Raw genomic sequence first — 15,976 nt, forward strand, 5'->3', positions numbered from 1 at the left:
ATTTATGAAAAAACAATTTTACGAGACCGGCAGGCAAAGCGTCAGGTGGCTATTCCCGCTATTGCTTTTGAGTGGCCCGGCTTTTGCCCAGACCAAAGTAAAGGGAACCATCCTCGACGAAAAAGGATCAGGCATGCCTAGCGTGACTATTTCCATTACCAGTAATGCCGACAATAAGCAATTAAATGCCATGTCGGAGGGAGACGGGACCTTTACTTTAGACAATATTGAAGCCGGCGGCTCTTATAATTTTATATTCACGACAATAGGCTATGAGAATGATACCGTCAGAAATTTTAAGGTAAATGCCGGGGACAACAATTCTTTGCTGGTAAGAATGAAGATTTCGAACAAAGCGCTCGGCGATGTAATGGTAGTAGGCTATGGTACGCAAAGCAAGTCGAGGGTAACCAGCGCCATTTCACAGATCAAATCGGCGGAGCTGAATAAATATCCCGGGAGTAGCTTTGCTTCGCAGCTGGCCGGCAAAGTAGCCGGTGTCACCATCAACGAGGCCTCGGCTATGCCTGGTACCGACCCACAGATCATCATCAGGGGTGTAAGTACCTTGACTGCGGGCACCAATCCGCTAATCGTGGTCGATGGCTTTCCGCTGAGCGAAGGCAGCTCTCTCAACGCCATTAACCCACAGGATATTGAAACGCTGGACATCCTTAAAGATCCTTCTTCCGCGGCCATCTATGGTTCCAGGGCGGCCAACGGCGTTATATTGATCACCACGAAAAGCGCACAGAAAGACAAAACCACCATTAGCTTTGATGCCTACTCCGGCTTTCAGCAAAGGGCAGATAAAGTGAAGCTGATTGACGGTTATCAATATGCGCAGTATTCTACCGAAGCGCGGAATTGGGGATATGTTTCCAAAGATCCTAAAAAAAGAAACCTGGATGATGACGTGGCTACCCGTAAGGCCAATGGGGCTACAGCGAGGGATTACAGGCTTAACTATATGGACCCCTACCTGGCCAATCAGCCGGGCTTAACCAATACCGATTGGCTGGATGCGATCACGCAAACGGCGCCTATCAATAGCTATACCCTGGGCATATCGGGCAGTACCGGCACTAAAAGCAATTATTACCTTTCCGCCAATTACTTTAATCAGCAAGGCATCGTATTGAATACCGGCCTGAAACGGTATAGTGCCGATATAAAAGTAAATACGCATCCGTTTAGCTGGTTGAAAGCCGGCCTGAGTATGGTCCCATCCTACAATCAGCAAAAGTATTTCAACAACAACGCCGACCGGAGTACCGATCCCATTAGCTCTGCGTTGGTCATGTATCCGATGTTCAGTCCTTATAACGACGACGGGAGCCTGGCGATCAGCAAGCAAATCAAGGCCAACACGCCGGAAGACGGCGCCCTGATGGAAAACCCCGTGGCCATTTTAAAGATGAATACCTATAACCGGAATTTCTTCAGGAATTTCGGCAATACCTTCCTTGAATTCAGGATCATCGATGGGCTAACGTTTAAAACCTTGCTGGGCGGCGATTTCCAATCCAGCTACATCAACTACTTCTCCCCCTCAACAGTAGGCGCGTATCGCACTACAGCGCCTAAACCCGCCGTAGCTTCGGAAACGGATGGTTATGTATGGAACTATATTTCGGAAAATACCCTGACCTACGCCAGAACATTTGGCCATCACGATATCAATATCCTTGCGGGCTACTCCTTCCAGAAGGAAAACGGGAACAGCACCCTGATCAACGGTTCCAGTATCCCCGACGATAACCTGGAGAATATCGCCGGCGCTGCCAATTATTCGGTGGTAAAAACGGGTTATACCTGGGCACAGCTATCTTATTTTTCCCGGTTCCAGTACGCCTATAAAGGTAAGTACCTGCTGACAGCGGCGATCAGGCGCGACGGCTCTTCCCGTTTCGGCTCCCAAAGCAAGTATGGGAATTTCCCTTCGATCACCGGTGGCTGGATCATCAGCAACGAAGACTTTCTGCAAAAATGTACCTGGCTGGATCAGCTGAAGCTACGGGCATCCTGGGGCAAGGCCGGCAATAACCAGATCGGCTCTTATGGCGCCCTGGCTTTGGTCAACCCGGATAACTATGTTTATGGCGGCAACCTAGCGCCCGGATATGCGGCCTCGGCAGCGCCCAATGCCAACCTGGGCTGGGAAAGCAAACAATCGCTCAACCTGGGTTTCGACCTGGCTACTTTTCATATGTTTACCTTATCGGCCAATTTCTACAACACAGTCACCTCCGACTTGTTGCTGAATGTTCCGGTACCGGCTCAATCGGGCTATACCAGCTCTTTGCAAAACCTGGGCAAGGTGCGTAATACCGGGTTTGAATTTGAATTTTCGGGCAGCAATATTCACCTGGGAAAAGTGAATTGGTCCTTTAGCGCCAACCTTACCACCAACAAGAATACAGTGCTTGCTTTGGCGCCGGGCCAGACACAAATCATCACAGGTTCCAACAGTGCTTTCCTGACCAAGGTGGGCGGCCCCATTGCTGAGATGTATGGCTACGATGTGATCGGGATCTATAAATCCCAGGCAGAGATCGATCGCTCACCGCATACAGATGGTACGGTAGTGGGAGATTATATCATGAAGGACCTGGATGGCGACGGGAAGATCACGACGGCAGACAGAACAGGTTTCGGTACTTATGCGCCTAAGCTGGTGTATGGCTTCCAAAGTACCTTCAGCTATGGCAACTTTGAGCTGAGCATCGGGCTGAACGGAATTGCAGGAAGGAAAATTTATGATGCCGGTTTATGGTCTATGGAATCGGGCGAATCCTTTGGGTTGGCCGATGAGTACTACTTCAATAACCGCTGGGACCCCAACGATAATCCCAACGGCACGCTGGCGAGACCTACTACCAATCTCTCTGCGAACCGCCTGAATGCAAAGGCGAGCAATCAGTTTATATACAATGGTGATTATTTGCGTATCAGAAATATACAGCTGGCCTACCAGTTTGCTATCAGATCGGGTGTGATCAGGAGCCTGCGCGTGTATGCTTCGGCAAACAACCCATTTACATTTACCGGTTATCGTGGATTTAACCCCGATGGCACTACCACCGATAATGTACTGACTTCAGGCTTTGCTTACAGCAATTACCCCATTGCCAAGTCCTATATCCTGGGCTTTAATCTTACGTTTTAATCATTAGCATCCTCAAATAAAAAGATACAAAATGAAAAACCGGAACCTACTGCTTTTTCTGATCGCCGTTGTGCTTGTGGCCACGGCTTGTACCAAAGAACTGACACAGATCCCCAACACCTCAAAGGTGCTGAACAACTTCTTCACTACCGAAAGTGAGTCGGAAGAATATGTCAATTCCGTATACGCAGGCCTGCAGGCACAGGGCCTTTACGGGCAGTACCTGCCCTGTCTTGGCGAGCTGCCATCGGATAATACCTGGGACCAGGTACCTGCAAACGATAACGGATGGGCAGGCCAGCTCGATCTTTTCTCCACCATTCCATCCAATGGTATTTTGTCGCAAAACTGGAAAGATGCCTATGTTGCTATTCAGCGCGCCAACGTAGTGCTCAACAGGATCGGTACTATCGCCTATCAGAGTGATAGTACCAAAACAGCAAGAATGGGAGCGATGAAATTTATCAGGGCCTTGCTCTATTTCAACCTGGTAAATGTTTATGGCGATGTGCCGCTGGTAACACAGGAAACCACCGATCCCAATACCTATTTCGGCCAGGGCAGAACGCCAAAGGATTCCGTATACGCGCAAATCATCAATGACCTCAGAGACGCTATAACACAATTGCCGCTTAAAGCAGACAAGACAGGCGGCGCCAGGAGATCGGCCGCACAATCTTTACTGGGAAAGGTCTATTTGACCCGGGGCCAATACCAAGATGCTGTCAATGTGCTCCAGGATGTGGTATCCTCCGGACAGCACAGTCTTATGACATCGCCGGATAAGGTCTTTGCCCTGAACAATGAAAATAATGCAGAGATCATTTTCGCGGTCCAGTTCGCTTCCGGTGTTAATGGTGGTACCGAAGGAAGCGCCATGCAGCAACAATTCAGTCCTTCCGGTTTTGAAAGCGGGGCAAAAGGGCACAACCTGCCCAACCTTTCTCTCTATAAACTATACGGGGCAGGCGATACCAGGAAAGGTGTTTATGTAGACACGACGAAGCAAGGGGTACCCTACTGCAAAAAATATTTTCCGAACACGGCCAACCTGATCGATGGCGGGAGTGATTTTGTCGTATTGCGCTATCCCGATGTATTGCTGATGCTCGCGGAGGCTTATCATGAGCTGGGTAACGCTGGTAGTGCCCTGGCGGCCCTGAACCAGGTGAGAAGCAGGGCCGGTCTGTCAGATTATGAGTCGACCGACCCTACCCTGCTGGGCGCTGAGATCGCATTGGAACGTCAGTTGGAGCTGGTAGGCGAAGGGCATCGCTGGTTTGATCTGCTACGCAAGGGCAATGCTGTTTCTGTCATGAATGCATGGTTCACCAGTCAGGCCATTAATATACGGATAGACAACCATAATCTCCTGATGCCTGTGCCGCAGGATCAGGTCAATACCGATCCCGCCATCAGGCAAAATGAGGGTTACTAATTACACTTTACGACAACGATGCTAAAACAAAACAGCTCAATGAAAAAAATCGCTTTACTTATTGCCTTTCTGCAGGCTGGTGCACTTTTCGCACAGGGAACAAAAACACCGCAGAATATCTTAAACCGGTTCCTGCATCCCGGCAATAACTACGTTTTGGTAGCGGCGCATCGCGGCGACTGGCGAAACGCGCCCGAAAATTCGATACATGCCCTCAACTTGTGTCTTGAAATGGGTGTGGACATTATGGAGACCGATGTGGTCAAAACAAAAGACGGTGTATTGATCCTGATGCACGATCAGAAGATTGACCGTACTACTTCAGGAAAAGGATTGGTGAGCGAGCTCACCTGGGATTATTTAATGGAGCTTACGCTGAGGCAGGGCCATGGCGGCCCGACGGAAGAGCATATCCCCACCTTTGAAGCTTTCATGCTTGCTGTCAAAGGCAAACCGATCTTAATCAACCTGGACAAATGCTGGGATATTATTCCGGATGTATACGCCGTGCTCAAAAAGACCGGAACAGTAGAACAAGGCCTATTTAAAGGCAATCTTCCGTTGCCCGAATTACGCAAGAAGTTTGGCCCCGTAATGGATAGTATCCATTATATCGCGATGATCAGCCCGGGTTCCTTTGAAGGCAATCCTAAAGGCGATCAGGCGCCATTAAATCTGATCGATGGCTTTTTCAATCACTATCGTCCTGCCGGCTTTGAGCTGGGCTTTGATAAAGAGCACTCACCAGTAGTAACGCAATGTATTCCAGGTGTCAGGGCTAAAGGGGTTACCGTATGGCTCAATGCTTTGTGGGCGTCCCAAAACGCCGGCCACGATGATGAAAATGCGATGTCGGATCCTGATGCAAACTGGGGCTATCTTTTACAGCTGGGAGCCAATGCGATCCAAACCGACCGGCCGCACGAGCTGCTGGAATACCTGCGCCGGAAACGATTGCACGATTGATCACCGGACCAATAACCATGAAGCAGGAATAGACCATAAAAATGAATCTGATTATCCTGATATAGGAAACACGGGGTAAATTTGTTCCGACGATGGTTGTTGAGCTCGTCGAAGCACCATTTCCTCTCTGACAGGCTCAAAGGATCGGAGCGCACTTTATTTCTTGTACCAATATAGTCACGAAAACAAGCTCCTGATAAGAGCTTGTTTTTTATAAGTGGCCGGTTCACCAAGCTACGGTAGTTGTTGCATCCGCGACGTGACCGTTTTTCTGAAGAGCGGGGATTAACCACTGGCCAATAAAATGTTAAAACCTCCGGTACTTATTGTTTGCACGCAGGAACTCTTATCAAACTTATACCTTCGGGCTAAATAAACCAATACATGAAGCGCTTCCTGGTCGCAGATGACCATTCTATTGTGCGTTTTGGGCTAAAAATGATGCTGGAAACATCGTTTCCCGGCTGCACCGTCGATGAGGCCTCCCATGGTGAAGATGTTATGGCCCGGATGCGGGAGAACAGCTATGAGCTGATCCTTCTCGACCTCATCATGCCCAATACAGATACCAATAACCTGCTGCACTTTATCAGGAGCTTTCACAGTGAGACCAAAGTGCTTGTGGTTTCGATGAATGAAGAGGCCCTGTATGGCCTGCGTACCATCCAGCTCGGGGCGCAAGGGTACCTGAAGAAGGACGCTCCCAAGGAAGAGCTGGAACAGGCTGTAAGCATGGTACTGTCGGGTAAAAGATATATCAGTAGTGAACTGGCTGATCTGCTGATCGAATCGTCGCTCGAAAAAAAGCCTTTGAATCCCTTTGAACGCCTTACCCCAAGGGAGTTCCAGGTGGCGACGCTGATGCTGCAGGATCTGTCACCCAAGCAGATCGGAGAAGCGCTGCAAATACAATACGGTACCGTCAGCACGCTGAAGCACCGCATCTTTGAAAAGCTGCACATTACGAGCCGCAAACAGTTGGTTACACTTGCTTCAACTTATCCTGTTCCGGGACAATAGGCGATCCGGATATAACCTTCTCCGATATTTGCAGGTTCTTTATAGCTATGGTTGTGCCCTCCCCTTTACGGCTTTGGATTTCCAGCCTGCCCCCGATGCGGGAGGTAAAATCGGCGATGAACTGGAATCCCAGGCTGGCATCGGGCTCCGCCGAGTTGTCCCCCGGTGAGGCGGCTATAAGCCGCTCGATCCTTTGCAGCTCAGCAGCAGGTATACCGTTGCCTGTGTCTGTGATCACGATGCTCCCCAGATGCTCCTCCGAAAGGATACAGGAGATCGTTATGGTTCCGTTACGGGTATTTTTATTGGCATTGTCCAGGATATTGCGCAGAATGGCTTTCAGCAAAGACCGGTTTGTTTGTACTTCTATACGTTCATCTACCTGGAGCAGCATATCGTTGCCGTTCAATGCACAGAGCTCTTTAAAAAAGGCCAGCAATTCCTCCAGTAACCTATGCAAGGCTATGGCTTCCGACCTTAGCTTGTAGGCTTCGTCCTGTACCCGTGCCCAGAGCTTGAATTCCTCGACGAACGAAAATATCTTGCCGGAAGTATTTTTAATTTCAAGGCTTATCTCAGAGGCTTTGTCGTGTTGCTGCCCCTGCAGCACATCATAGTTGAGCTGCGACAGGTAACCGAGGAAATGCAAAGGCGATTGCAGGTCGTGACTCACCATCAGCAGCATTTTCTCTTTGAGCCGGTTGGCATTGCGCAGGCTGACCGTACGGGCATTGACCTCTTCTCCCAGCTGCCTGTTTTTCGCAGTAAGATAAGCATAGCGGGCTTTGATGAAGCCCCAAACCCCCAAACATAAAGCTAGAATAAGCCCTATACGGAATAGCCAGGTCTGGTAAAAAAAAGGCGTTACGGTAAAGGTCAGGGATTTTATAATTACCCGGTCGTCACCTTTTTCAAAACCGCTTTTTTTTCTGAGCTGCAATACATAATGGCCGTAGGCCAGCGTATTCAAAGAGATCACACGATCGTTCTTGACCGGGTACCAGTTATTGTCGAAACCCAGTAAATTGTATTCCAGTATCTGGTTGTCGGGATGACCATAAAACGGGGCGCTCAAGGCTATCTCCAGGCGTTTGAAAGAGGGTTCCAAAATAAGCGGCCGGCTCAGCGCTTGCTCTTTTCCATCAACAGAGAGCTGGTCTATAAATACACCATATACAGGGCTTTCCTTCTTTATACTGTCCGGATAAAACTGCACCAGCCCGTCCAGAGATGGCAATGAAAACCGGCCATCTCCTAATATAATACCGGAAGGGATACAGTTACCATTGAATTCGTTGGTATTGAACCCCGATTCTTTACTGAAATACTGATAGTATACATTCCTGCTCTTTTTACCGAGGTAGTCCAGCAGGTCTTGCTTCCGGCACCGGAACAAGCCGTTGTTGGAGCTCATCCACATAAAGCCGCTTTTATCCTCCAGGAAAGTATGGGTATTTTTCAGATAGCCCTTCTGGTCGAGGGGAAAGGGATAAACCTTATTGTCTTTCAAAGCAAAAAAACCATTGCCTGTCGTACCGATCCACAATATCTTTTGGGGATCCAGGTACAAGGTCTCTATCATGTAGGATTCCAGGGCTTTGAAATGGACCTCTTTGCCCGTGCGGACATTGAGCTTCAGCAATGTCTTATCGCCGGCAATCCAGATCATATCGTTATTCTCATGGAGGAAATAGGCAATAGCCTTATCACGCAGGCGCGTACTCAGCCATTGTATGGTATCTCCCTTTAGCGTACCGATCCTGTCGCCCTGCGCGGAGGATATCCAGATGCTTTTGTCGGGTGCTTCCCTGAAACAGCCTGCACACTCGTCCTTTATCGGTATTTTCTTGAGCAAACGGAGCGCCGTATCCAGCTCGATGATATGGTGCTCATAAGCGTATACGGCATTCATCCAGTAGTGACCGCGGCTATCCCGCAGCAGGCTTCTGAAGCCCCCATCATGCCGGAGCAACGGATGATCATAAGATCTGGAAGAAAATGCAATCCCCATCTGCGTAATGACTCCGGAATCCCGGTACAAGGCTTGTGGATAAAAGCTCTGGGATTCGGTCCCGATCGTTAGTACCCGGAATTGTTTTTCCCGGAACAGGTACAGGCCATGTGTTAAGGAACCTACTACTTTAAGGTTCAGTTCGGGATAATCGCGGTAGGTCCTTATTCCGGGAATGTCTCCTACTGTCAGCTCCAGGCGACAGTGTAACTCATCCTCACCCGATACTTCAGCCCGGTATATATCGGGTCCCAGCAAAATATATAGCTTGTCACCTTGCTGTATCAGTTTATGCGGTATCGGATCAGCTGCCGAAACCGTTACCTGTCCTATCGCCCCTGTCAGTTTTACCTTTCTTATTTTCTGCTGGCTGTCTACAGAACCTATACCCCCGCCGGTACTCCAGTAATATAGCTTCCCGCCCCAATTGCCATACCCGCCTTTTTGATCAGGGTCTATATCGGGAACCGGCAAACGCCACAACAGGCGCTCGTCCCGGGCACGTACGAACCTGACTTCTTTAACGCCCATTTTGAAGTAACGAAGCCCCGGTGGATTGACGCTTTCTTCAAGCTTCCTATCTGAAACGGCAACAGGTTGGCCATAGGTATCAAAAGTGTAGATATACCGGTGCTCGTCTCTGAAATAGATAGAGCCATCCTTCGCCCGGCAGACAAGCGGAATACGGTTAGAGGTCAATATGGGGTAATGCTCGCGGTCATACAGCTTGAATTTTTGTCCGTCGAAACGGACCAAACCGCCTTCGGTCGCTATCCACAAAAAGCCGTTTTTGTCCAGCTCTACATCATCGGCGCTATTCTGTGGCAAACCATTCTCATTGGTATAATGCGTAACGCTGAATGCCGGCTGCTGCTGAGCACACAGGTAAAAGGCATTCAGGAGAAAGACCAATAGGAACGCTACGGTTTTTTGCATTTGGTTATGGCTGTGGTAACGCAAAGGTAAGCAGGCCTTGCTGATTTACTACCCATTTGTAGCAATAATGGATACAAGGTTGTATAAGGCTTATTGCTGCCGAAATCTCAGGAATGCCATTGACATTGGTATGCTATTGATACAAATCGTTTTAAGAGGAGGCGACAACTTTGCTGTGCCAATATCGGCCTGAACCAAACAAATTAAGAATGAAAAAAACTTACATCCTGATGGCCGGGGCACTAGCGCTGGCCTGCATTGAAGCAAAGGCCCAGACCAAGATCGGCGGAGCAGGAGCGCCCGATAACAGTGCTATGCTCGAGGTAACCGGCGGCGCCGGCAACAATAAAGGCGTGCTGTTTCCGCGACTGACCACAACACAACGCGATGCCATTGTAAGTCCGGCTACGGGTTTAATGATCTACAACACGACGAGCAACCAATTGCAGGTGAATACCGGAACACCCGCGGCGCCTATCTGGAGCATTTCCAGTGGCAGCAATGCCTGGACCACCAGCGGCAACGCCGGAACCGATTCCACAACCAACTTCCTGGGCACTACAGATACACAGCCCCTGATCATGCGCACCAACAATACGGAGAAATTGCGCATCACAACCGATGGCAATGTGGGTATCGGTGTGGCGGCGCCTACAGCGCAATTGCAATTCAACAATAGCATACAGCCACGTAAAGTGGTGCTTTGGGATGGCGGCGCCAATAATCCCAACCGTTACTTTGGATTTGGTGTGCTGAATCACGAGTTTGCTTACCAGGTGAATCAGCCCGGCGATGATCATGTGTTTTATACTGGTGGGCTAACAGATAGCACTTCTATTGAGTTGATGCGCATAAAGGGTAATGGTAATGTAGGGATCGGAACATCGACACCTGCTGCGAACCTTGATGTTAATGGTACAGCCCGTATCAGCAGCAGTACAGGTACCCCGACTGCAATCACCGGCCGTGATACTGCCGGGAATATAGGCAATGTAACGCTGGGCGCCGGCCTGACACTCAGCGGCGGTACACTCGCTGCCGCTGCGACCCAACCCGGATGGGGACTGACCGGAAATGCAGGTACCGATTCCACTATTGATTTCCTGGGTACCACCGATGCACAGCCGCTAATCATGCGCACCAACAATACGGAGAAATTGCGCATCACAACCGATGGCAATATAGGTATTGGCGTGGCGGCGCCTACAGCGCAATTGCAGCTTAATAATGCGCTGCAGCCCCGCAAAGTGGTGCTGTGGGACGGAGATCCCGGTACTGCTAATCCTAACCGCTTCTTCGGATTTGGCGTGGAAAATCACCTGATGCGCCACCAGGTAAACAGCACTGCTGATGACCAGGCATTCTTTGCCGGCGCTACCGATACCAGCACCCTGGAACTGATGCGCATCACAGGTAATGGTAATGTGGGTATCGGTACCAGTACACCTGCTGCGAAACTTGATGTGAATGGTACAGTCCGTGTTGGGGGAAGCGCTCCCGGCAATACCATGACCAGCCTTACCGGTCGGGATGCTACAGGTAATATAGGCAATATAACACTCGGCTCAGGCCTTTCTTTGAACAGCGGCACGGTTTCCGTGTTAACTCCTGCTGTGCAGCTTATAAAGGGAATACTTGTACCTAATGGCGTAGATGTAACGGCAGCCGTTGGAGCCAGTTGGCTCAATACCGGCGCCACGATCACACTACCTGCCAACAGCACCTATGTAGTTACTGCCGACATGATCCTTTCCACTGTTGCTATCAGTGCACCCTCTTCGGGTTTCGTACCCGCTGATCAGAGCCTATGGGTACGGACGAGCTTTGCAGATACTCCTACCGGAGGATCAAGTGCAGATCTGGTAGGAAACAATGTCCTTATCAGCGGTACAATCAGCTCCGGTATGCGCTATAGCATGCTGCATGGCGCCGTAACCATTACGAATGCAACCAATGCACCTAAGACCTATTACTACATCGTAGGTCAGGTGGAGAGCAATGGCTTTACACCGACGCTGTACGGAATTGGCGCCAACCAATGGTCCGAAAACCAGATCTATGCCATTCCGATAAATTAAGGATGTGTCCGCATTCCTACCGGAGCACGGGCGGCAAAAATTACTGATCCATATAGCTCATGGCTTCGTGTGTTCCATACATCCGGGGCTTCTTAAAAAATCTATCATGCAAAAACATTTATTCATAGCTATAGCACTGGCTCTTGGGGCCGATGGACTACAAGCGCAAACCACAACTTATGGTGGCGGCAATGCGCCCTATAGCGTCGTTGGCGGTTACAACAGCGACTATTCGCCCGACGGCACCATCGTGCTGTCAGATGGTGCTGTGAGCCTTTCGGGCAACGCCACCTATGAGCACGGCAACAACCTGCTGCAAAACGACGGCAGCTGGACATCTGCCGGCAGCCTGGATCTGTTTGCCGGTACCGGCAGCAATACTATAGGCGGCAGTTCAGCGCCTTCTTTTTACGATGCACAATTCAATATCGGGGCGGGTAATATTATGGCCATTACCAATGCCCAGGGCATACAGGTGAGCAACGAGCTCCAGTTTAACAATGGGATCACCACCACAGTGCGCAGCAATACCAGCGCCGGCGCGGTTCATTTTGCCGCCGGCGCCACCTATACCGGTGCGGGTACCGATGCCCAGCATGTAGACGGCTATGTGAGCAAGGCCGGCACTACCGCGTTTATCTTCCCGGTAGGCAGTGGCACCGATCTGCGCACAGTTTCTATTACAGCTCCTGCAGCGCCCACCGAGCTCAGCACCGCCTGGTTTGCCGGTAGTCCCGGTACCATTGCCGACCCCTCCGACGGCAGCACACACAGCATTACTGCAGTAGCAGCGCCACTACAATCCATCAGCGAAGCCGGTTTCTGGGACTGGATACCTGTGAGCGGCAGCGATGATGGTATTACCGTAACGGTATCCATACCCGATATCGGTGGCTTCGGCAATAGCACCGATCTGAGGCTGGCCGGCTGGGATGGTACCCAATGGATCGATCTGAGCGGATCGGCTACAGCTACAGGCAACCTGGAAAACAACAGCCTGAGCGGTACCATACCGGCTGGCGTCAATATTACAGCACTTGCGATAGGTAGCCTCAGCACACCTTTGCCGGTTACATTCAGCGCTTTTAATGTCGCTGCGCAAGGCTGCAGGGTGCTTATAGGCTGGCAAACTGCGCAGGAAATCAATAACGACTATTTCCTGGTAGAACGTAGTCGTGACGGTCGCACCTTCGACGCGATCGCGAAGATGCAGGGGGCCGGCAACAGTGCAGAACCCAATAGCTACAGCGCTTCGGATGAGCAGCCCTTCAACGGCAGGAATTACTACCGTATACAACAGGTAGATAAAGATGGGAAAAGGAGCTACTCCGGTATAAAAACAGCCGAGGTATCTTGTTCTGGCAGGGATGACATTCAGATATTCCCTACCGTCAGCAGCGACGATATACAGGTGCGTCTGCCCCAACGGTATGAGGGAGCCGCAATTGACTTGCTGACCGCGCTGGGACAAAAAATAGTTGTGCCGGTAGACAAGGAACACCTGCAATACCGGCTACATGTAGACCGGTTAACAGCGGGCATGTATATTATCCGCATCGTAAAAGGAAATGAGATCCATAGTTATAAGATCGTGAAAAGGTAAAGTGCGGCACTATTGGTTATAAAACGGCAAAACCCTTTCCTGTAAAGGGTTTTGCCGTTTTATGATATAGGTCCGATTTCTCATTGGTTGGTAGCCTGCTGTACAGTAACGCTACCCCGGCATTCCTCATTTATTTTTTCCGGAATAAAAACAGTTACCGTCGAGGTTAAAGTATGGAAGAAATACCGGATACATCATATTTCGCTTTACATTTGCGGGGACAACCAATTAACCAATTTTCCGCGCAGGGCCTCCTGCCTATTTTTCAGCTCATGACCAACCCCTTTACACTTTTACAGAGAGTTCGTTTGTCCATCGCATTCTTTTTCCCGGTTTGGGTACTGGGCCCAATGGCCTTTGGACAATTGACCTACAGCAGCCAGACGCCCTTTTACGACTTTACCGGCGCCGGATTTGCGCTGGTGCAAGTTGCCGATTTCAACAAGGACGGCTATGTGGATATTGTTGTTGGCACGGGAGTAGGCAGCGGCATTACCTACCTGCAGAACAGTGGTACCGGCACTTTCAGCACACCGGCGACCAATCCTTTTGCTGCCTTTACAGCCAGCACACCTGCTGGATTTACCCTGAACAATGCCAGCACCACTGTTGCTGATTACGATGGCGACGGCGACCTCGATATATGGTGCCGGGTCAATGGCGCCGGCGGCGATGTTTACCTCAGGAACGACAATGGCGTCTACAGCAGCCAGACACCCTTTTATGACTTTACCGGCGCCGGATTTGCGCTGGTACAAGTTGCCGATTTTAACAAGGATGGCTATGTGGATATTGCTGTTGGCACAGGCGTAGGCAGCGGCATTACCTACCTGCAGAACAGTGGTACCGGCACTTTCAGTACACCGGCTACCAATCCTTTTGCTGCCTTTACAGCCAGCACACCGGCGGGATTTACTTTAAACAATGCCAGCACGAGTGTTGCCGATTACGATGGCGACGGCGACCCCGATATATGGTGCCGGGTCAATGGCGCCGGCGGCGATGTTTACCTTAGGAACGACAATGGCGCTTACAGCAGCCAAACGCCCTTTTATGACTTTGCCGGCGCAGGATTTGCACTGGTGCAAGTCGCCGACTTCAATGGGGACGGCTATGTGGATATTGCCGTTGGCTCGGGTGTAGCGGGTAGTATTACCTATCTGCAGAACAGTGGTACAGGTGCTTTCAGCACACCGGCTACTAATCCTTTTGCTGCTTTTACGGCCAGCACACCGGCAGGCTTTACATTATACAATGCCGAAACTACCGCTGCCGACTTTGACGGCGACGGCGACTTGGATATATGGTGCCGGGTTAATGGCGCCGGCGGCGATGTTTATCTACGAGGATCCGGCGAGGCCCCACGGCTGATTACCAGCATACCCGCCAATAATGCAACGAATTTTGCCACCAACGGTAATATGACGTTAACCTTTAGCGAGGCCGTTGCGGCAGGGACCGGTAATATTTACATCCGTCGGCTTTCAGACGCCGTCGCGGTGCAGACAATAGCGGCCAATAGCGCTGCCGTAACAGGAACGGGAACAGCTATCCTCACCATTAATCCGCCAGCCGACCTTGCCGCCAATACAACCTATTATATCACCTTTGACCGCAATGCCATTGCAGACGTGGATGAAGGTCTGATCTTTGGCTACATTGATCCCCAAAAGAACATAAGGGTTCCTTACACCCAAAATAATTTCCTCCGTTTTACGACAACAGCTCCCTTACCCGTAACGCTGATTGATTTTACGGTAAGCCTTTCCGGCGAAAAAGCCCTGTTGGAATGGCAAACCGCTACGGAAAGGAACAGCCGTGATTTTACCATACAATACGGCAATGACGGCATCAGCTGGTCTGCTATCGGGAAGGTTAAAGCGGCCGGCAATAGTACCGGTATCGTCAACTATCATTTTTCGGACCCACAGGTCCTCCAGGAAAAAAATTATTACCGGCTGATACAAACGGACATCGACGGCAAACAAACAGTTAGCCCCGTACGATCGCTGCTCATCAACGGGCCGGCCGCTATGCTCGTCTACCCCAATCCTGCCAGCAATGAAGTAACAGTAAGGCTTCCGGGGAACGGCACGGCGACTATAATCGTTTATAACAATATAGGACAAGAAGTATACCGGAAGCAAGCTTCTGCTGCTTCTGCTCAACTGTCGCTGGCAACATTGCCCTCAGGTAGCTATTACCTGGTAATGCTTCAAAACGGCAAACAGTATACCGCACGCTTGCAGCACCTGTAAAATAACGGCAATGAGGACTAAAAAGCCAATGTCGTTTAGTTGAGGAACAAGGTATCTATAATTTTGCCCAGCAAGGCAATCCCTTAAATTAAGGGAATAGTGTTCTTTCAACGTATGTAAATACTTTTGAACAACTTAAGATATTGCCTTAAAGGGTACAGATGATTGAGGCCCGTTGTTAGCTACCAGGATATCCCTATAGCGAGAAAATGTTCCTGGTGAAGCATTCGCATCAGTACTTTGTGTCCTTTGCGTATAGCTTAGCGTCCTTCGCGGTTAACTATCCTGGCTTTTCCTCTTAAAGATACTTAAAAACGACATTGAATTAAAAAAGCTACAATCAGCTATGGGTGCTGATTGTAGCTTTTTTTTGAGTATATGCCTTGCGATCATAAAACAAGCGCTATTTTTTCGACAAAGAAAAACGAGGTTGTCTCAAAAGGGATAATTTTTGTCATATTGAGCGCAGTCGAAATACGGCAAAAATTATGTTTCAA

8 protein-coding genes are annotated in these 15,976 nt (G+C 49.9%); 7 read left to right on the top strand and 1 reads right to left on the bottom strand.

Annotated elements, in window-relative coordinates; all coding sequences use genetic code 11:
- Positions 1-4: 4 nt before the first annotated feature.
- From DZK30_RS16665 to DZK30_RS16680, 4 genes are all read left to right on the top strand, one after another.
- Entirely contained in the window at positions 5-3,169 is a 3,165-nt protein-coding gene (locus tag DZK30_RS16665; protein ID WP_118975311.1) for a SusC/RagA family TonB-linked outer membrane protein, read from the top strand.
- Positions 3,170-3,200: 31 nt separating this feature from the next.
- Positions 3,201-4,607 carry a RagB/SusD family nutrient uptake outer membrane protein gene (locus DZK30_RS16670; protein ID WP_118975312.1) on the top strand — a complete coding sequence of 469 codons (1,407 nt, stop codon included), beginning with the start codon at positions 3,201-3,203 and terminating at the stop codon, positions 4,605-4,607.
- A gap of 39 nt (positions 4,608-4,646) precedes the next feature.
- The gene (locus tag DZK30_RS16675) at positions 4,647-5,573 is read left to right on the top strand and encodes a glycerophosphodiester phosphodiesterase family protein (RefSeq protein WP_162903166.1); all 927 of its coding nucleotides are present in this window, start codon (positions 4,647-4,649) and stop codon (positions 5,571-5,573) included.
- 384 nt (positions 5,574-5,957) lie between these two features.
- Positions 5,958-6,593 (top strand): response regulator transcription factor, encoded by a 636-nt coding sequence (locus tag DZK30_RS16680; RefSeq protein ID WP_118975314.1) that lies wholly within the window; start codon positions 5,958-5,960, stop codon positions 6,591-6,593.
- Here the strand turns inward: DZK30_RS16680 and DZK30_RS16685 are convergent.
- Positions 6,556-9,540: a ligand-binding sensor domain-containing protein gene (locus DZK30_RS16685; RefSeq protein WP_118975315.1), complete on the bottom strand. Its 2,985-nt coding sequence runs from the start codon at positions 9,538-9,540 to the stop codon at positions 6,556-6,558. The two genes, DZK30_RS16680 and DZK30_RS16685, sit on opposite strands and share 38 nt — an antisense overlap.
- A gap of 209 nt (positions 9,541-9,749) precedes the next feature.
- On the opposite strand from DZK30_RS16685, the gene DZK30_RS16690 reads away from it, so the two are divergent.
- The 3 genes from DZK30_RS16690 (at position 9,750) to DZK30_RS16700 (ending at position 15,479) form a co-directional block, all read left to right on the top strand.
- Positions 9,750-11,618, top strand: a complete 1,869-nt coding sequence (locus DZK30_RS16690; RefSeq protein ID WP_118975316.1) for a hypothetical protein — start codon at positions 9,750-9,752, stop codon at positions 11,616-11,618.
- 106 nt (positions 11,619-11,724) lie between these two features.
- A complete protein-coding gene (locus DZK30_RS16695) occupies positions 11,725-13,221 on the top strand; it encodes a T9SS type A sorting domain-containing protein (protein ID WP_118975317.1) in 1,497 nt (498 codons plus the stop codon).
- 308 nt (positions 13,222-13,529) lie between these two features.
- On the top strand, positions 13,530-15,479 hold the full coding sequence (locus DZK30_RS16700; protein WP_162903167.1) for an FG-GAP-like repeat-containing protein: 1,950 nt from the start codon (positions 13,530-13,532) through the stop codon (positions 15,477-15,479).
- Positions 15,480-15,976: the final 497 nt, after the last annotated feature.

It is taken from the genome of Taibaiella koreensis (assembly GCF_003545715.1).
Lineage (GTDB): Bacteria > Bacteroidota > Bacteroidia > Chitinophagales > Chitinophagaceae > Taibaiella > Taibaiella koreensis.